Consider the following 18,931-nt stretch of genomic DNA (forward strand, 5'->3'; position numbering starts at 1 on the left):
TTGGTTTTAGACCCTTAGTATCTATCGCTTTATTTTATAAATACGTGCTTCATGAGGCTGCATAATGAATGAAGCACCTAACTCCAGTTCATCAATATCATAGTTAGCTATGATTAATTCTTTTGTTGTAGCTTGATGTTCTTTTTGTAAAAAGTACTCTCGTGGTTCATTTGAGTGGTTCAATACGATAAGCCAGGTCGTTTCATTTAAGGTCCGAGTATAAACATACAGGTGTTCATCTCCTGCTGTTAAATCTGTGAAATCTCCATAGACCATTACATCATGCTTCTTCCTTAAAGTAATAAGCTTTTGATAGTAATAGAAAACTGAGTTTGGATCCTTTAAAGCTTCTTCTACATTTATATCTATATAATTAGGGTTTACTTTAATCCATGGAGTTCCATTTGTAAAACCAGCCTGATCTTGATTACTCCACTGCATAGGTGTTCTTGAATTGTCACGGCTTAATAGGAGAAGACTATCAAACACCTCTTTAGGATCTCTCCCTTTCCCCACTTCTTCTTTGTATTTATTTTTCATTGCAATATCATTATAATCATCTATTGAGTCAAAGCGCACACCTGTCATCCCAATCTCCTCACCTTGGTAAATATACGGAGTTCCCGGAAGTGTATGAATCATTGTCGCTAATAGTTTTGCTGATTCAATTCGGTATGCTGAGTCATTTCCATATCGAGTCACTTGTCTCGTATGATCGTGGTTATTTAAAAACTGAGAGTTCCAACCTTTACCCTTTAAACCTTGATACCAAAGGTTTTGAATTTCTTTAAATCTGAGCATATCCCATGTTGTCATTTCATCGGCTACTTGGAAATGAAACAAAGTGTTAAGCTCATTTCGATCTTCGCCAACATATAAAAGGCCTTCCTCTGGCGTAACAAATGGAATTTCCCCAACTGTCATACCATCATAATGCTGTAAAACCTCTCTGTTCATTTCTTGAAGATATTCATGAATACCAGGATTATTTGCAAGATAGCTAATATTAGTCGGGTCTTCTGCATCAGGGAAGGCCTGTTGCTTAGCTAACAAATTAATGACGTCCATTCGAAATCCGTCAATTCCCATATCTAGCCAAAAACGCATCATCGTATAGATTTCTTGACGAAGCTCAGGATTTTGCCAATTTAAATCAGGCTGCTCTACTGCAAAAGAATGAAAATAATATTGTTTAGTTTTTTCATCATATTCCCATGCTGATGGTGCGAAGTAAGAACGCCAATTATTTGGTTCTTTCCCGTTCCTTGGATCTTGCCAAATATACCAATTACGCTTCGGATTATCTTTCGAAGATTTAGATTCGATAAACCAAGGATGTTGATCAGAAGTATGGTTTACAACTAAATCCATTATTACCTTCATTCCACGACTATGGATCTCACTTACTAATTTTTTAAAAATCTCCATATCACCAGCTTTATCCATAATTTCATAATAATTTGAAATATCATAACCATTATCACGATCTGGAGATTCATAAAATGGATTTAACCAAATGACATCAATTCCTAGCTTCTTAATATAATCTAACTTTTCAAGAACCCCTTGTAAATCACCATACCCATCACCATCAGAATCATAAAAGCTACGCCAATATACTTGATAGACAACCGCTTCTTTCCACCATGTTTTTTTAATCATTTTTTAAACCATCCTTACTAAAGTATTTGTTAATAATAATGCAGATCATAAGAATGATCTGCATTGATAAAAATTATTTGCTTTTATAAATCCTTGCTTCATACGGACGTAATTTAAATGAAAGGATGTCTTCATTTTGAGGAACATCATAATTGCTAATCAAAAGTTCTGGAGCAGAGATTGTCACATTACCAGGTAGGCTAAATGGAGTTGCATCACCGCTAAAGTTCGTAATCACCAACAACTTTTCATTTTCGTATGAACGTGTATAGGCAAAAATTGATTCATGTTCTGGTAAAATAAGCTCGTAATCACCATAAACGATAATTGGGTGATTTTTTCTTAGCTGAATGATGTTCTTGTAGTAGTTAAAGATAGAATTTTGATCCGCAACAGCCTGTTTTGCATTTATTTCTTTGTAATTTGGATTTACCTTAATCCAAGGCTCACCACTCGTAAATCCTGCATTTTCACTATCATCCCATTGGAATGGTGTTCTTGCATTATCTCGACCTTTTACATATATCGATTCCATTACTTTTGCCGGATCTTCTTTGCCTTCAATAACTTTTTCTTTATACATATTAATAATTTCAATATCTTTATAATCATCAATCGAATCAAAGCGAACATTCGTCATTCCAATTTCTTCACCTTGGTACACATATGGAGTACCTTGTAGCATATGAAGGAACGTAACAAGCATTTTTGCTGATTCAACACGGTATTCTTTATCATCCCCAAAGCGTGAAACCATTCGCGGCTGATCATGATTATTTAAGTATAAGCTGTTCCAGCCCACTCCATTTAATCCGGTTTGCCATTTTGAGATATTTTCCTTTAGATCAAGTAAATTAAGTTTCTTTAAATCCCATTTTCCCTTCGGTCCTGAATCAAGGTCCATATGTTCAAAAGTGAATACCATGTTTAATTCTTCGCGTTCATGACCAGTATAAAGCTTTGCGTCTTCAACAGAGGCCCCTGGCATTTCACCAACTGTGATGATGTCATATTTTGAAAGAACTTCCTTATTCATTTCATGCAAGAATTCATGAATACGCGGTCCATTCATAAAGTATTCTCCTCCTGATGCATATTTCTTCCCTTCTGGGTTAGGTGCATCGGGTAACCCTGGTACCTTTGAAATGAAGTTGATAACATCCATTCGGAAGCCATCAATTCCTTTATCTAGCCACCATGTCATCATTTTGTATACTTCATCGCGAAGCTTTGGGTTCTCCCAGTTTAGATCAGGTTGCTTTTTGCTAAAAATATGTAAAAAATACTCATCTGTTGCTTCATCATATTGCCATGTAGAACCACTAAATGCCGATTCCCAGTTATTTGGTTCACGACCGTCTATACCAGGGCGCCAAATATAGTAGTCACGGTATTGATTATCTTTAGATTTTCTTGATTCAACAAACCATGCGTGCTCATCAGAAGAATGATTAACAACTAAATCCATAATAAGCTTCATTCCGCGGTTATGAACTTCCTGTAATAGTTCTTCCCAATCCTTCATTGTACCGAACTCATCCATAATATCCTGATAGTCACTGATATCATAGCCATTATCATCATTTGGGGATTGATAAACAGGAGAAAGCCAGATTACATTAATTCCAAGATCCTTTAAGTAATCAAGCTTTTCTGTAATCCCCTTTAAATCACCAATCCCATCACCATTACTATCATTAAAGCTTCTAGGATAAATTTGATAAATAACACTTTCTTTCCACCATGTTTTGTTCATAACTGTACACTCCTTTGGGGGACAGTCCCTAATTTACACTTTAGTCATCTCACTTTGACTTAAGGTACCTTTTTGGGGACTGTCCCCATTTGATTTATTCTCTTAATTTAAAATGGATTAATATGCATTTCTCGTTAATTCTAAGACTTTTGGGGACTGTCCCCATTTATTTTATCGAGCCCTTCATAACACCACTAATAATCCATTTTTGTGCAAAGATGTATACGATAATCATTGGTGCTAAGGCCATTAAATATGAAGCAAAGGCTAGGTTATAGTCTGTACTAAATTGTGATTGGAAAATGTATTGAACTAATGGCAATGTGGCCATGTCTCGATCACTCAGCATGACGAGTGGAAGCATAAAGTCATTCCAAGCACCTAAACATGTAATAATTGCGACAGTTGCATTCATAGGTGCTAATAATGGGAAAATGACTCTCCAGAATACCCCCCATGTGCTTGCACCATCAATAACAGCTGCTTCTTCTAACTCTTTAGGAATAGAGCGAATATACCCTACATAAATAAATGTATTAAATGATAGATTGAACACTACATATAGAATAATTAGACCAACAAGATTATCCATTCCCCAAGCTGCCGTTTGTTTTACAATTGGTAACATGATGATTGGGAAAGGAATAAACATAGCACTTACAAAATAATAAAATAAGAATTTATATGCCTTTTTATGCATATTACGAGCAATTGCATATGCCACTAATGAATTTGTAAGTACTGTAAAAATGACAACAAAGACAGTAACAAATACTGTGTTTCCAAGAGCACTAAAGAAATTTGTCATTTCAATTGCTTGTGTAAAGTTATCAAATGACCATGATTTCGGAAGGGCTAGTAAATTCCCTGCCATCTCTTGTGGTGTTTTAAAAGCAATAGTAATCGTTAAATACAAAGGTATTAAAATTAGTAAAGTCCCGACAATTAAGAGAGTGGTAACAGGCCAGTTTGTTTTTTTGTTGATCATTAGTTTTCCACCTCTCGTTTTTCTAAGAATTTAAGTTGAATAATTGAAATGACAACAATCACGATGAAGTAAATAACTGCATTTGCAGACTGATAAGCAAACTCTCCACCTTCAAAACCGCCACGATAAATTAATAGTGAGATTGATTCTGTTGATTTACCAGGTCCTCCTCCAGTAAGAGCAACGATTTGGTCAAATACCATTAAAAAGCCTTTCATCGCTAATACCATGTTAATAGTGAAGAAAGGGGCAATTAGTGGGAACGTGATCTTCCAGAACTTTGTCCAAACTCCAGCCCCATCTATACTTGCAGCTTCATAAATGTCTTCAGAGATTGTGACAAGTCCTGCTAAATAGAGAATAGTATTAAAGGCTACCGATTGCCAAACTGCTACAAGGACGATACCAAGCCATGCAAGCTTTGGGTCTCCTAATATATTTTTTGATAGGAATTCTATTCCAAGACTCTCTCCAATTCCAGGAAGAAAATGAGTAAAAATAAAGTTGAAAATAAATCCGACGATTAAAATACTTAATATATATGGAAGAAAATAAATTGCACGAAGTGTCTTTTGAAATTTAATCTTTCCATTTAGACCCATAGCTACAAGTAGGCTGAAAATATTAACCAAAATTGTAGAAATAATTGCGAATTTAAAGGTAAATCCATATGCATCTAAAGCCCGCTCATCCTTAAAAACATTTAAATAATTTTTTATACCAACAAAACTCCAATCCCCATATCCTTTCCAATCTGTAAAACTGTAGAAAATCCCTTGGAGAGTGGGATACGTATGGAAGATGAAGAAAAGGATAAACGCAGGTATTGCTATAAGCATATATACGGAATTTTTCTTTTTCATTTTTTACCTCTCCTTTTGAGCATGTAAATCACATCTATTGCCCTTTTAATGCTCTGTTATGCATAAGACGCTTCTTAATAAAAGGTAATTCTTTTACCGTTTAAACCTTTAATTAAGGAGTGGCTTATACATCAAAGAACTAGGCTATATTGTGATTACTAAGACTTTAATTAGGAAGGGGCACCACAGTAGATGCCCTTTCCATCAACTATTTTTAACGATTTTGTACTTTTTCCCATTCACTATCAAGCTTTTTCAAGAATGGTTCTTTTTTCTTTTCAATTAAGAATTCTTGAACAAGATTTTCAGCACCCATACCTGCTGGATAGTAATGATCTGGGAAGCTTGTAATAGCTCCGGTTTCAAAGTTTGTTTTAATACCTTCAAATACAGGATCTTCTTGGAATACTTCTTCAATAGCTGAGAATGCTTTTTGTTCGTCAATATAACGTTTTGACGTGTCTTTATTCATCATAAATTCAATAAATTTCATTGCTTCCTCTTTATGATCTGTTTCTTCACTCATAGTTAGTAATACATCTACACCAGAAACAAGTTTATTTTGAGCAGGATCATTCGTTACAGGCATAGCGAAAGTTCCAAGTTCAATATCTGGATTAGCTTTAACAATTTCAGGAATTGCCCAGTTTCCTTGGATATACATAACACCCTTTCCACTAGCAAATGCATTATTACCATCCCCATATGCTACACCCATATTGTCTTTATGACCGTATTCTGTAAGGGTTAGCATTTTGTCAGCTACTTCGTCATAGCTTTTAACAAACGTTGTATCACCAGCAGTTTTCTTTTCAGCAAAATCTTCACCGGCAATATTTGCACCAAGTGAATTCCAAGAAATCATTCCAGTCCAAGCATCTTTTAAGGTAAAGTAAATTGGAATCTCTCCAGCTGCTTTAGCTTTGTCTAATATTGCAATAAACTCGTCCCAAGTCTTAGGAACCTCCAAACCTAATTCTTCAAACTTTTGCTTGTTGTAAATAACTGTATTGGCATTAGTTGCATATGGAAGTCCGAATACACCTTCTTCTTCAGTACCAACTAAGCGGCCAATCATATCAACATACGAAGGTTGAATTGATTTTAGTAATTCTGAGTCTGTAAAGTCATGCAATACTCCAGCACGACCTAATTCGCCATATGTGGCATTACCACCAATTGACATGATGTCTGGCAGGTCGTTTTTCGTTAAGCGAGTCTTCAATACTGTTTCTGCCTCTGGAGGTGCATCAAGTTTAATTTTAATATCAGGGTTTTGTTCCTCAAATTCTGCAATAATTCCCTTGTAGGTATCAATACTTTCGGCTTTGTTTGAGAAAAGTTCTAATGTTACTTTTCCATCTTCAGCACCGCCACCTTCATTACCACCACATCCGGCTAGAATGGTAGTTCCTAATGCAAGGCTAAGGATACTTGCTGTTACTTTTTTCAACATTTTGATTCCCCCTAAAATTGGTATTTAATTATTTGTTAGTTATGTTGCGTAAACATTTACGGTTTTAATCATTTTATAAATATTTTAAAGCATTAAGGTAAACGTTTACTCATTGTATTAAAAAAATTCTTACTTACATTCATTCTTAGTTTTTTATAATATATCAGTAAACGTTTACGTAATCGTTCAAAAAAAATTATACCTCCTTATCTCTTACACTTTTCCTCTCAACAATTTTATGTGGCATTATTCTACTTTCGATTAATTTATCAGAATTCAACATCTCAAATAGCATATTAGCAGCCATTTCTCCCATTTCTGTGAGTGGCTGTGCAACAGTTGTTAAAGGGGGTACTGACATTTCAGCAATACTTAAATTATCATAACCAATTATCGATAATTCGTCTGGTACCTTTATTCCTAGTTGATATGCTGAAGAAATTGCTCCAATTGCTAATTCATCACTAGCAGCAAAAACAGCCGTTAGATCAGGAGCCTGTTTCAATAAGGTCTTTAAACTATCCATTCCATCGTAAAAGCTAAATCCTCTATTATATATGATTTTCTTTTCATCTATTGGTAGGTTATGATCTTGAAGTGCACTTATATAACCATCTATCCTTGGTTTTCCTGAAATAATATCATCTTTATTCCCACTAATCATTCCTATTTTTTCGTGGCCTTTATTTATTAAAAATTGTGTAGCTGTATAGGCTGCATGTCTGTCATTAACCTTTACATACGGAACGGGATGCGCATAAGTTTCTGTTGATAATAGGACCATCGGGACATTCATTTTCTTAATATATTGATAATATTCTTCTAGTAATGGTGCACTAGTGAAAATAATGCCATCAATACGTTTTTCATTTAACAACTGGAGGTACTTCATTGTTTTCTCACCATTTGATTCTGTATGGCAAACAATGACACTTGACCCTGCATCATGTGTAGCTTTTTCTATTCCACTTAACAGGTCTGTTACTAACGTACTTGATAACTTTGGAAACAGCACCCCAATTGTATGTGTCCGTTTATTGATTAAGCCTCTTGCTACAGCATTTGGCTCATAGCCCAATTCCTCAATAGCTTCGAGGACTTTCTTTTTCGTTTTTTCTGAATAACCAGTTTGGTTATTAATAATTCTTGATACCGTTGCAATAGATACATTTGCTAGCTTTGCAACATCCTTAATAGTAAAAGTCATGAGTTACCTACTTTCTAACTTAGGAAAACGTTTACGTTGATATATTATCATTCAAAGAAAACCTTTTCAACACTTTTTTTTCATTTTGTGGACTATTTCTCAAACTTTCGTCCTACCCGTCACATTATTACAACGAAAAAAAGAGTGACCCAATATGAGTCACCTAATAAAAATTTTAATCTTTTCTAATGCTATTCTATCTAAATAGCAAATGCTGACTATGTACGCCTGCTTTTTTTAATAGCGCTTTCAATTCTTCCTGCTCTTCTGCAGAGAGACCAGAAAATGCACGGGCTATGCGAATAGCATGTATTGGATATATTTCATCCAAGTATTTCTGTCCTTTATCTGTTAATTTCGCATAAACAGAGCGTTTATCCTTAGGATCTTGCTCCCGGTAAATAAATTCATTCTTTTCAAGCTTATCAATGACATACGTTACATTTCCACTAACTAATAATAATCTCGACCCAATCTGCTGTAACTTTTGTGGTCCCCTTGTAAAAAGCAATTCCAATACAGCGAATTCCGTTGGGTTAAATCCGTGTTCCTTGCTATCACGAATTGAATGCTCTGAAACACTTTTGAAAGCCCTTGCAAAAATTCGAAACAAATCTAATGCACTCTGTAACTCTTCTTCCGTGTATGATCTCATCCCATCGCCCTCTTATATTCAAAATTAACCATAAATAAGCTTTTCCTTCATTAAAAACATAAAAATTATATAGTGGAATCTTAATTTTACTATGATTTTAATAATATTTGAAGGTTTTTACCAATAATAACTTGAAAATAAATAAATACTATAAAGTATTGTTCTAGTATTTGGAGGTTTTACATGGAGATTGCCATTAAGGAGTTGTTAAATACGCTTGAAAAGCAAGAAAATATTACGATTCTTTTTGCTTGTGAATCAGGTAGTCGTGCTTGGGGCACCGATTCTGCTAGTAGTGATTATGATGTGCGTTTTATCTATATCCAAGAGGTAGATTGGTACTTACAACTATTTGAAGGTCGTGATGTAATCGAAATTTCACCAAATGATAAAGTAGAGATGGTTGGTTGGGATCTAAAAAAAGCACTAAAACTTTTGCAAAAGTCAAATCCAACATTACTTGAATGGATCCATTCACCAATTATCTATTTATACGAATCAGCCTTCACAGCTAAACTTAAAACACTATCACAATTAGCTTTTTCGTCAATACCAACCATTCATCATTATTTAAATATGGCGAGGAAAAATTATCAATCTTTACCAAAGGAAAAGAGAACTACAACAAAAAGATATTTAAATATTTTAAGACCATTACTGTCATGTTTATGGATTTTAGACAATCAAGAAATGCCAAAAAATGATATTACTTTACTCTCTCACCAGTATATGAATGATCCAAAACTAGATCAACAAATTGACCTATTACTACAATCAAAACAAAATGGTCAAGAATATTTTGAGTCTATGCATCTAAATAAATATTTTGAAGAAACATTCTCGGTTATTGAAGAAAGGATTAAAAATGTCCAAAAAGTTAACCTGATGCCAATAAACACATTAAATGATTTTTTTTTAGAGATTGTAAAAAAAGGTAACTCTTAAATCAAATATTAAGAAGCACCATAAATAAACACTGTAAGTGTTAACCTCTTCTTAATGTCACTTTCAACAATACTTACATCGTCCGATTTCTTTTTACTTGTGGATCATTATGATAAAAATAATTGTACTCATTCTTTAATTCAGTAAGGGTCATCTTCCTCAGGACTTGTGTATTGTATACTCCAATGGCGAGTAATTTTTGAGAATAATAATTTCTTTGTTCCTCAAGTGCATTTTGAAGCATTTTACTCATGACGCTCATCTCCATATAATAATTTTGCTACTTTTAACTTACCTTAAAATTGTTATAGGACGATTAACATAATGTTAAGATTTTCTTTAGAGTTATTAAATTTGTATAAATTTGTTTAAAGTGTAGAAATCATGTCGAGAATAGTTTCAACTTATGAAGGAGTTGAAACTATTGACTTTACGAGTAGTAGCCAAAGAGGATTACGAAAATAAAACGAAGGTTTTTTATTTAAATTCTGCGGAACCTAAGTCCCAACAGTTATACATGGCAATAATCAATGGGTCAGAAATTGTTACTTTAACAATTTACAACGTAAAATCAAACCAATTCGAAGAAGTTACTGCACTTTTCCAGCCTTCTTTTTTAAATAACCTTTCCCAGCAACTTTTAAACCAGCTTATATATTACAATCAAGCAAAAGCATTATAGTTCATTAACGCACAAACACATTTTTTTCTCCTTTCTCCATCTTCCTTCTTACTAAAAACAAAACCTAAGCAAGGGATGATTACTTTCTTTATTGAAATTTATCCCTTTATAAGTTAAATTTTCACTGTGACGAAACCTTACATGCTTTTCACACGATATATTTCTTTGTTAGATTTTCTAACAATATAAATGTCATATCTTACATCAAAGGTTATACTTGTAAAAAGAAGTATCTCTTACGAGGGGTGGAGGAATGAATCAGCAAGACCGCTCATACAAGGATAAGAAGGTAATCTCGATTGGGACAGTAAGTGAATTAACCGGATTAACCTTAAGACAAATTCGATATTACGAAGAAAGAAAATTAATTGCTCCATATCGGAATGATAGAGGCACAAGAAAATATTCATTCAATGATATTGAGACATTAATGGACATTGCAGATAAACGAGAGGACGGTGTTCAAACAACTGAGATATTAAAAGAAATGAGATTAAAAGAAAAACAACGTGAAAGTGAAGCTGAAGTTAAGAAAAAAATGCTTCAAGGTCAGTTAAATGCACAATTTAGATATGGTCGTGGTAGAAATTAAGCTCAAGACGCACTGCAGCATCCCAAATATTTTGCTGCAGTGTTGACTTCTATCTCTTATTTTTTTTTTTCACTCCCTATTAATCTTCTATAAAGACAACCCTCTTTAATCTTATTTGTAGTACTAATTAACCTGGGAAAGTCACCTCAATATTTTTAATAGGCTCTTTTCTAAAAGATTGTTGTTTTTGAACAAAACTGATTAGGTTGATTGGAACGGATATGCGAGACTCCTGTGGGAGTAGCGGGACAGATGAGACCCCGCAGGCGCTTCGCGGTGAGGACGCTCATCGCCCGCCCCACGGAAAGCGAGCATCCTCTCGCTGCAATCAACCAACCCAATACTATTTTAAAAGCAACAAAGTTTGCGAAAACAACCTTTTAAAAAGAACACTCCCCTTCTATATTTTTTCATGTTCGGAAATCCTATTAACACTAAATATAAACGAATCTTTTACCACTATTCCAATTTATAATATTTCTTTATTGATTTTAAAAAAATCAGAAAAAATATACACCAAACACTTTACAATAGGATAAAATATCCGATAATAGAATTACTAGGACTTTTCCACCTAGTAAAGCTAAGTGCGAGGTGGTCATTATGATTTCGATTGATTCTGTAATCGAAGAATACCGAAAAAAAAATGTTAATTACCGCAAAAGAAAATGGGATAGACTCGCATCTAACATTAATTGCAAGCCAAAACCTAGACTTACAAAAAAAAGATTAAATAATTTTTTATTACATCAATAAGTAACTTATTGATGTATTTTTTTGTAAAATCAAATTAATAACACCACAATTATAAGGATGTGAACTAGGATGACATCACAAATTATTTGGCTAAGCAAAGGAACACCAAAAACTTTATCACATAAAGGCATCGAATACCGTTCTGGAATTTCTAAAGATCCGGTTGAAAGTTTAGAGGTAACTTTTGAACGTATTACCGGTGATGATGTTGAAAACCATAAATTTCATGGTGGATCTGAAAGAGTCATATGTGTATATCCATATGAACACTACGCATTTTGGAAAAAAACATATGGTACAACATTACCAAAAGCAGCTTTTGGTGAAAATCTGACTTTAACAAATATGCAGGAAACCGAAGTTTGTATTGGTGATATTTTTCAGATTGGAGATGCTGTTTTACAGATCTCACAAGGTAGATTTCCATGCTCAACGATTAATAAACATACAAACATCAATACATTGTTAAATAAGATAGTTGAAAAAGGCTACACCGGATATTTCTTTCGTGTATTAAAAGAAGGAATCATAACATCTCATTCGGATATCAAAATTCTTGAAAAACATACTAAACAGATCTCCATTGCAACCATTCACAATACATATTTTCATAATAAAAAAGATCTTTCGCAAATCGAATACATACTTTCACTTGATGAACTATCTTCTGAATGGAAAAATCGGATGATAAAGCTTTATGATCAATTGAAAGCTTAAAAAAGCGCAAGTCCCTTGATCAGCCTCGGGCCAATAAGACGCAATGAATAGAAGACGTTCTTTGTCTTCAATTCATTTGTGGCTTATACCCAATAGGGTCTAGTCGCTGGAGCCAGACACCAAAACTAAGTACAAAATTTTATACTTTTCTTAGCTGGAATTAATTAAAAAGCTTCCTTCTTCATTTAGAAGAGTCTACTAGTCTAATAGGATCAATATCATCCTTTTTCAAAATATTACGTTGACTAGTCACTTATTTATGATATAGTTAAAAATGATTTTAATAGTATTACCATTTTCTACTAGGGGAGTCCAATAGCCTGGACTGAGAGAGGAACGCGATTGAAGTTCTTTGACCCTTCGAACCTGATCTGGATGATACCAGCGTAGGGAAGTAGTAAGAGTTGATAAGGGGCTACTAGCGTATCTTTCTCCTTACAATTATTACTTACACCGATCGGGTTCTGAATTTCAGAACCCGTTTTTTATTTGCCTTCTGCTGTTTCTGAAAGAATTCATGTTCATTCACTTTTAAGGAGGAGAATCATGAAAATTAATATCAAACAGCCATTTCCAGGAAGTAAAAAGGTTTTTGTACAAGGAAGTACACCAGACATTCAAGTACCAGTAAGAGAAATTTTTCAAGGAACAACACAAAATACATATGGTGAAGAAGCTAATCCACCTGTTCAAGTGTATGATACGAGTGGTCCTTATACAGATGCAACTGCTGAAATCGATATTCGAAAAGGTTTGCCACGGATTAAAGAGAAATGGATTCTGGATCGTAATGATGTTGAACGATATGAGGGACGCATGGTAACGCCTCAAGATAATGGCTATAAAACAGCTAGTAAGCAATCAAATTTAGAACTATTTCCATCACATAACATAATGCCGTTAGTAGCAAAAAAAGGAAAAAGCGTCACACAGCTACACTATGCTCGCAAAGGCATTATCACTCCTGAAATGGAGTTCATTGCAATAAGAGAGCAAATGGAACCTGAATTTGTTCGCCAAGAAGTAGCTGCAGGACGTGCAATTATTCCTTCTAATATCAATCATCCAGAAAGTGAGCCGATGATTATTGGCAAGAATTTTCACGTGAAGATCAACGCAAATATTGGAAATTCTGCTGTTTCTTCATCTATTGAAGAAGAAGTGGAAAAAATGACGTGGGCAACACGTTGGGGTGCTGATAATATTATGGACCTATCGACTGGTAAAGATATTCATACAACTAGAGAGTGGATTATCCGTAACTCCCCTGTTCCAGTGGGGACTGTCCCTATTTACCAAGCATTAGAGAAAGTAAACGGTATAGCTGAAGATTTAACGTGGGAAGTATATCGGGACACGCTCATTGAACAGGCTGAACAAGGTGTTGATTATTTTACAATTCATGCTGGTGTCCTCCTTAGATACATTCCCTTAACAGCAAAACGTACAACTGGAATTGTTTCAAGAGGTGGCTCTATTTTGGCCCAATGGTGTTTAGCCCATCACCAAGAAAATTTCCTATATACTCATTTTCATGAGATTTGCGAAATTTTAACAAAGTATGATATTTCAGTTTCACTTGGTGACGGCTTAAGACCTGGTTCAATTGCAGATGCAAACGATGAGGCACAATTTGCTGAGCTCGAAACATTAGGTGAATTAACTGAGATTGCATGGAAGTATGATGTCCAAGTTATGATTGAAGGACCTGGACACGTCCCAATGCATTTAATTAAAGAAAACGTAGAAAAACAGCAGGAAATCTGTAAAGAGGCTCCGTTTTATACATTAGGGCCATTAACAACTGATATTGCCCCAGGATATGACCATATTACATCAGCCATCGGTGCAGCGATGATCGGCTGGTTTGGAACAGCGATGCTTTGCTATGTAACCCCAAAAGAACATCTTGGCTTACCAAACAAAGAAGATGTTCGCGAAGGGGTCATCGCTTATAAAATTGCTGCACATGCTGCAGACCTGGCCAAAGGGCATCCTGGTGCACAAAATCGTGATGACGCCCTGTCAAAAGCACGCTTTGAATTCAGATGGCATGACCAATTTAATCTTTCATTAGATCCTGAAAGAGCACTGGAATATCATGATGAAACATTACCGGCTGAAGGAGCTAAAACAGCCCACTTCTGTTCAATGTGTGGACCTAAGTTCTGTTCAATGAGAATCTCACAAGATATTAGACAAATGGCAAATGAAGGCACACTATCCGAACAAGAAATTCTCACTAAAGGAATGGATGAAAAATCCAAGGAATTTATCGAGGGTGGATCTGCTATTTATCGATAATCCAGAAATCCGAAAAGAGGGCTTACTACTGCCCTCTTTTCTAATAAATTTTCAAGCACATTTCTCTATCAATTACCATTGTGAAATTTCTGTGACCTGAGGCAAATAATATAGAAAATCATCTAACCTAATGAGGTTAAAAATAAGGATCTTCTCCGACAATATCCAGTGTTTTCCCTTTAAACCAATGATCGTGCTTAGGCCGATTCGGATCACCATATTTTACTCCGCCGAATTTTACCTCAAGTGGTTCATCGTAATTATAGTACGTTCTCATTTCAAATTCATGATAATGACTACCATCTGCTAAAGGGATCGCAGGACCTGTTTTCCCATAAAAACGATGATAATGCTTGTTTTCAAAGGAGGTAACCCCACGATACATATGAATATGTCGATCAAAGCTATTACCATTTACTGATCTTGTATAGCCTTCAATTGTATGATAATGGGCTTTGGTATCAGTTGTTTTTGCAAAAAAGCGATGGGCATGGTGAGGCTTTTTTGCGCCAATTATAAAACTCATAAACATCCCCCAAATAACCTTTTAAATCTTTTTATGTGAGATGAAAGTAATTGGAAAGTTGTCTTACATCCCTATCTTTCATGTCAATGACATAAGTATCTATGTCAAATACAATATAACTCTATTTTTCATCAAACTATTCTAACACTTTTCCTTATGTCTCAAAATAAAACCAAACATGTCTTTTTTCTTTTTTAGACTCATTAGTAACTTACTTATTTATTAATTATCTTCCGCTAAACTTACTTTCCTCCTCCTATTTCATACTATTATTTTCTATTACCAGTAGAATAATAAAAAAAAAATCACAAATAATACCAGCATAAACCAACAATTCGGAGGAACGTGAAGCATGAAAAAAGGATTAATCTTAAGCTTTTTATTCATATTTATTGTCCAACAAACAGCTTTTGCAGCACTGCCACAAGATCAAGTAGATCAAATACTATCAGAATTAGGATGGACTAATCATGATCTAACTGAATATCTTGATTATTACGAGCTATCTATTGATGACTTTGAAACAATTGAAGATCTAAAAAGCATGCTCGGAACACCTATAACTGATGAAAATTTAGCAGATTTATTAATTCAACATGAAATTACAAGGTCTGAGCTAGATATTTTATTAGCAGAGTTTGATGAATCCGTAGAAGATTATTTATTTATTGAAGACCTCGATATTGCTCTTATTTTTTATTTAGGCCATGACGAAGAGATGGCAGAACTAGAGGAATTCATGGCTTTAATTGGCTTAACAGATGCAGAAGTAGATTCCTTGTTTACTCACTTTATGGAACTTGACGAGACATTACTTGAACAACAAATGGAAGACATTATTACTAGATTAAATCCTTTTCTTATGCTCGAAAACACAACTGAGCTTACAGTAGTACAACAAGATGAACTGGTCGCTGTGTTAAAAGATATGATGACTATTTTACAGCTTGAACCTCGCTTTTTTTTAGTCGATAAAAATGGGGTAGAGACAGCTGCATCCTTTAAGGAATTAATGGGAATGGAAGAATTATATGGGAATGAGTTATTGATCCAGTTTTATAGCACATACGGTGAATTACTATTAGATATGCAGCTATCAGAGGAAATGCTTAGTTCGGAATTCCTTATTCAATCTGGTATAGAATTTGCACAGGTTGGTGATTTAGCAGGCGAACTCACTTCTTTATTCCATAATCGTTTACCAGATACCGCTTCATCATTATGGGTAAATATGATAGTAGGTTTGGTAATAGTTGGATTTGGCTTAATTGGCTATCTTTATTCAAAGAGACTACAACAGGAACTAAATGATTAAGCGTACTTTACCTACCCTTTCCATTGTTCTAATTTTAATTGGTTTAAGTGTATTTAGTTATCATGCATACTGGACTTGGGTTGGCCTAGATACAGATGAAAACATAGATGAACAAATAGTCATTACAAAACAAAAAAATAGTGCACACTTGCTACCTGTCGTTACTTCTACACCTCAGAATGGTGAAAAACTAGGTTCTCTATCGATCCCTAAGCTAAAGCAAAGCTTTCCGATCTTTCATGGAGATAGTGAGACGATTTTAAAAAAGGGAATTGGTCACATTAGAGGTACGGCTTTACCTGGGGAAGCAAGCAACTCTGTTCTTGCAGGTCATCGAGATACCTTTTTTCGGTATCTCGAACAATTGGTAGTAGGTGATAAGCTTATTGTCGAGAGGTCTAATACATATTACATGTATAAGATTAAAAAAATTCGAATTGTTGAAAAGGATGATAGTACTGTCATTGTACCTAAACCAAGACACACATTAACTTTAATAACTTGCTATCCCTTTACCTTTATAGGTCCAGCACCACAGAGATATATCATTGAAGCTGAACTCCTTTTGAAACCAAAGATGGAATTAAGAAAAGCGCAAGCGCCTTGATCAGCCTCGGGCAATAAGACGCAAATGAATAGAAGACGTTCTTTGTCTTCAATTCATTTGTGACTTAGACCCAAGAGGGGCTAGGCGCTGTAGCTAGACACCAAAAAATTTATACTTTCTTAACTGTTGAAATAAAAAATGCTGACATGAGTGTGGTAAATCACATTCATGTCAGCATTTTCTATTAGGTAAGATTAATCAATTATTTCCCAAATGAAGAAAGAAATTTCACACGATCTCCCATCGGTGGAGTGTTGTGGTCAACTAATTCAACCTCTAAAACAACCGGTCCATTTTCTAATCGAAGAAAATGGATTAGTTCAAGAGTTATATCGTCTAATCGCTGAACACGAGCACTTCGAACCCCTAAGGAATCTGCCATTGCAGAGATACTAACCGGTTGCTGTTCAAATCGGGAATGTGAACGTTGATATTGTAAGTTATGACCATGGTAAACCATTCCTAAACGCGCATTGTTCATAACAACAAATACGATTGGAAGCTGGTATTCCTTTGCCGTCAAAATTTCCATTCCGTGCATGAAAAAGCAGCCATCCCCTGTTATACAAACTACGTCTCTTTCTGGTTCAGCTAGCTTACTTCCTATTGCAGAACCAATGCCTGTACCCATAGCACCAAAATGCACATTAATATCAAACGTGTGTGGAGCTTTAACATGCATATAATGGATCACATAAGACATAAACTCACCAATATCAATTGTATATCGTGTCGTGTCTGGTAACAACTTTTGCAAAGCGACTAATACATTCTGGCTATTGAACTCTTTAATATCTTGATTATCTTCAAATGGTTGTTCTCTATAAGAATAAATATGCTTATCTGTTATTCTTTTTTTCACTTCAGTTATGAGCGCTTGTAGGCTCAGTTTTGTATCCCCAACTACAGGTAGATCAACATAGTACTTTCTATTAAACACTGACTCATCAATATCTACTTGAATAACATGACGATTTTTTGTTAAATTAGGATTCCAGTTATTAGTTGCTGTTTCCCCTAGACTTGATCCAATAACAAGAAGAGTATCTCCGCTTCCTTCATTCACTAAGATTGACGCTTCCTCATGACCTGCAAAGCCGAATACTCCTTTAAATAATGGATGATCATCCCTAATTAAACCCTTCGCTTGAGGAGTAGTTAGGATCGACATATTCAACAATTCGGCTAATTCAATGACTTGGTTTACTGCACCTCTCGCCCCTTGACCGACAAAAATAATTCCATCTTGATGCTCGGAAATTTTCTCTACTACTTTGTTAATAATTTCTAAATCAGGCTCTTGAACCTTCACATTTGGAAAAGCTGGAATATCAGGATCATCTATTAAGTCAAGCTGTACATCTATAGGAACTGCTACATGAACCGGACCAGGTATTCCTGTTAAAGCAATTTCAACTGCCTTTACAATCGTAGGCAAAAGCTCACTTGAATTCTTAACTGTTACACTATATTTTGTCACTGACTCATATATCGGCTGCGCATTTAATTCCTGTGATGCATTAAGTCCATTTGTATGAACTGGAACAGCACCTGTCAAAAATAATAAAGGTAAATGCTCCCGCATTGCATTTGCAGCACCTGTGACTAAGTTTGTTCCTCCGGGGCCACTACAACCAATACAAACGCTTAAAGACTCAGAGTATTTTGCATAAGCTGCCGCCATATAAGAAGCCGCACCTTCATGCTTTGTAACAATCGGTGTCATTTCTGGGATGTCATATAGTTCATCAAAAAAGGCATTTACAGAGCCTGCAGGTATTCCAAAGACATATTTCACTCCACCATTACTTAAATAATTAAGAACTCCACGTATTGCTTTCACCTTTAACGCCTCCTGTTTGGTTGTAGAATGAAAGAACAAAATGATGATATATTATGT

At 35.0% G+C, this 18,931-nt stretch carries 17 protein-coding genes and 1 riboswitch; of the genes, 7 read left to right on the forward strand and 10 right to left on the reverse strand.

The features are described from left to right. Positions 1–21: 21 nt before the first annotated feature. The 7 genes from WCV66_RS21655 to WCV66_RS21685 form a co-directional block, all read right to left on the reverse strand. On the reverse strand, positions 22–1,659 hold the full coding sequence (locus WCV66_RS21655) for an alpha-glucosidase (RefSeq protein WP_338789521.1): 1,638 nt from the start codon (positions 1,657–1,659) through the stop codon (positions 22–24). 76 nt (positions 1,660–1,735) lie between these two features. After that, positions 1,736–3,418: a glycoside hydrolase family 13 protein gene (locus WCV66_RS21660; RefSeq protein WP_185653083.1), complete on the reverse strand. Its 1,683-nt coding sequence runs from the start codon at positions 3,416–3,418 to the stop codon at positions 1,736–1,738. A 166-nt stretch (positions 3,419–3,584) separates the two neighbouring features. After that, positions 3,585–4,403, reverse strand: coding sequence for a carbohydrate ABC transporter permease (locus WCV66_RS21665; protein ID WP_066331654.1), 819 nt, complete (start codon positions 4,401–4,403; stop codon positions 3,585–3,587). A 2-nt stretch (positions 4,404–4,405) separates the two neighbouring features. Then, complete coding sequence (locus tag WCV66_RS21670; protein WP_066331148.1) at positions 4,406–5,269, reverse strand: carbohydrate ABC transporter permease; 864 nt, start codon at positions 5,267–5,269, stop codon at positions 4,406–4,408. Between the two features lie 214 nt (positions 5,270–5,483). After that, on the reverse strand, positions 5,484–6,725 hold the full coding sequence (locus WCV66_RS21675) for an ABC transporter substrate-binding protein (RefSeq protein ID WP_338786802.1): 1,242 nt from the start codon (positions 6,723–6,725) through the stop codon (positions 5,484–5,486). Between the two features lie 196 nt (positions 6,726–6,921). Continuing rightward, positions 6,922–7,932 (reverse strand): LacI family DNA-binding transcriptional regulator, encoded by a 1,011-nt coding sequence (locus WCV66_RS21680; protein ID WP_066331160.1) that lies wholly within the window; start codon positions 7,930–7,932, stop codon positions 6,922–6,924. A 196-nt stretch (positions 7,933–8,128) separates the two neighbouring features. Further along, a complete protein-coding gene (locus tag WCV66_RS21685) occupies positions 8,129–8,587 on the reverse strand; it encodes a MarR family winged helix-turn-helix transcriptional regulator (protein ID WP_066331163.1) in 459 nt (152 codons plus the stop codon). A gap of 183 nt (positions 8,588–8,770) precedes the next feature. Between WCV66_RS21685 and WCV66_RS21690 the strand changes: the two genes are divergently transcribed. Then, positions 8,771–9,532: a DNA polymerase beta superfamily protein gene (locus tag WCV66_RS21690; RefSeq protein WP_338786803.1), complete on the forward strand. Its 762-nt coding sequence runs from the start codon at positions 8,771–8,773 to the stop codon at positions 9,530–9,532. Between the two features lie 73 nt (positions 9,533–9,605). Here the strand turns inward: WCV66_RS21690 and fbpA are convergent, their stop codons facing one another. Further along, positions 9,606–9,785: a Fur-regulated basic protein FbpA gene (fbpA, locus tag WCV66_RS21695; RefSeq protein ID WP_338786804.1), complete on the reverse strand. Its 180-nt coding sequence runs from the start codon at positions 9,783–9,785 to the stop codon at positions 9,606–9,608. Positions 9,786–9,956: 171 nt separating this feature from the next. Between fbpA and WCV66_RS21700 the strand changes: the two genes are divergently transcribed. The 4 genes from WCV66_RS21700 to thiC all read left to right on the forward strand — a co-directional run bounded on the left by WCV66_RS21700 (position 9,957) and on the right by thiC (position 14,583). After that, entirely contained in the window at positions 9,957–10,214 is a 258-nt protein-coding gene (locus WCV66_RS21700) for a hypothetical protein (RefSeq protein WP_066331170.1), read from the forward strand. A 253-nt stretch (positions 10,215–10,467) separates the two neighbouring features. Continuing rightward, on the forward strand, positions 10,468–10,806 hold the full coding sequence (locus WCV66_RS21705) for a MerR family transcriptional regulator (RefSeq protein ID WP_066331172.1): 339 nt from the start codon (positions 10,468–10,470) through the stop codon (positions 10,804–10,806). An 825-nt stretch (positions 10,807–11,631) separates the two neighbouring features. Next, a complete protein-coding gene (locus WCV66_RS21710; protein WP_338786805.1) occupies positions 11,632–12,279 on the forward strand; it encodes an MOSC domain-containing protein in 648 nt (215 codons plus the stop codon). A 294-nt stretch (positions 12,280–12,573) separates the two neighbouring features. Continuing rightward, positions 12,574–12,689: riboswitch (TPP riboswitch) on the forward strand. A gap of 136 nt (positions 12,690–12,825) precedes the next feature. Next, positions 12,826–14,583, forward strand: a complete 1,758-nt coding sequence (gene thiC / locus WCV66_RS21715; protein WP_338786806.1) for a phosphomethylpyrimidine synthase ThiC — start codon at positions 12,826–12,828, stop codon at positions 14,581–14,583. A gap of 136 nt (positions 14,584–14,719) precedes the next feature. Here thiC and WCV66_RS21720 read toward each other — a convergent pair whose 3' ends face one another. Beyond that, entirely contained in the window at positions 14,720–15,109 is a 390-nt protein-coding gene (locus WCV66_RS21720; protein ID WP_232329016.1) for a YmaF family protein, read from the reverse strand. Positions 15,110–15,461: 352 nt separating this feature from the next. On the opposite strand from WCV66_RS21720, the gene WCV66_RS21725 reads away from it, so the two are divergent. Together WCV66_RS21725 and WCV66_RS21730 are read left to right on the forward strand one after the other, a co-directional pair. After that, positions 15,462–16,424: a processed acidic surface protein gene (locus WCV66_RS21725; RefSeq protein ID WP_338786807.1), complete on the forward strand. Its 963-nt coding sequence runs from the start codon at positions 15,462–15,464 to the stop codon at positions 16,422–16,424. Then, positions 16,417–17,031, forward strand: coding sequence for a class D sortase (locus tag WCV66_RS21730; protein ID WP_338786808.1), 615 nt, complete (start codon positions 16,417–16,419; stop codon positions 17,029–17,031). The genes WCV66_RS21725 and WCV66_RS21730 overlap by 8 nt, the downstream gene beginning before the upstream one ends. A 202-nt stretch (positions 17,032–17,233) precedes the next feature. Here the strand turns inward: WCV66_RS21730 and WCV66_RS21735 are convergent, their stop codons facing one another. Further along, on the reverse strand, positions 17,234–18,874 hold the full coding sequence (locus WCV66_RS21735; RefSeq protein WP_338786809.1) for a thiamine pyrophosphate-binding protein: 1,641 nt from the start codon (positions 18,872–18,874) through the stop codon (positions 17,234–17,236). Positions 18,875–18,931 lie beyond the last annotated feature (57 nt).

Source organism: Metabacillus rhizosphaerae, from assembly GCF_037201795.1.
GTDB lineage: Bacteria > Bacillota > Bacilli > Bacillales > Bacillaceae > Metabacillus > Metabacillus rhizosphaerae.

What these genes read in the sequence shown, in the direction of transcription:
- WCV66_RS21725 (WP_338786807.1), top strand. Translation starts at nt 15,462, where the DNA reads ATGAAAAAAGGATTAATCTTAAGCTTTTTATTCATATTTATTGTCCAA.
- WCV66_RS21690 (WP_338786803.1), top strand. Translation starts at nt 8,771, where the DNA reads ATGGAGATTGCCATTAAGGAGTTGTTAAATACGCTTGAAAAGCAAGAA.
- WCV66_RS21720 (WP_232329016.1), bottom strand. Translation starts at nt 15,109, where the DNA reads ATGAGTTTTATAATTGGCGCAAAAAAGCCTCACCATGCCCATCGCTTT.
- WCV66_RS21660 (WP_185653083.1), bottom strand. Translation starts at nt 3,418, where the DNA reads ATGAACAAAACATGGTGGAAAGAAAGTGTTATTTATCAAATTTATCCT.
- WCV66_RS21705 (WP_066331172.1), top strand. Translation starts at nt 10,468, where the DNA reads ATGAATCAGCAAGACCGCTCATACAAGGATAAGAAGGTAATCTCGATT.
- WCV66_RS21680 (WP_066331160.1), bottom strand. Translation starts at nt 7,932, where the DNA reads ATGACTTTTACTATTAAGGATGTTGCAAAGCTAGCAAATGTATCTATT.
- WCV66_RS21685 (WP_066331163.1), bottom strand. Translation starts at nt 8,587, where the DNA reads ATGAGATCATACACGGAAGAAGAGTTACAGAGTGCATTAGATTTGTTT.
- WCV66_RS21675 (WP_338786802.1), bottom strand. Translation starts at nt 6,725, where the DNA reads ATGTTGAAAAAAGTAACAGCAAGTATCCTTAGCCTTGCATTAGGAACT.
- thiC (WP_338786806.1), top strand. Translation starts at nt 12,826, where the DNA reads ATGAAAATTAATATCAAACAGCCATTTCCAGGAAGTAAAAAGGTTTTT.
- WCV66_RS21670 (WP_066331148.1), bottom strand. Translation starts at nt 5,269, where the DNA reads ATGAAAAAGAAAAATTCCGTATATATGCTTATAGCAATACCTGCGTTT.
- WCV66_RS21730 (WP_338786808.1), top strand. Translation starts at nt 16,417, where the DNA reads ATGATTAAGCGTACTTTACCTACCCTTTCCATTGTTCTAATTTTAATT.
- fbpA (WP_338786804.1), bottom strand. Translation starts at nt 9,785, where the DNA reads ATGAGTAAAATGCTTCAAAATGCACTTGAGGAACAAAGAAATTATTAT.
- WCV66_RS21710 (WP_338786805.1), top strand. Translation starts at nt 11,632, where the DNA reads ATGACATCACAAATTATTTGGCTAAGCAAAGGAACACCAAAAACTTTA.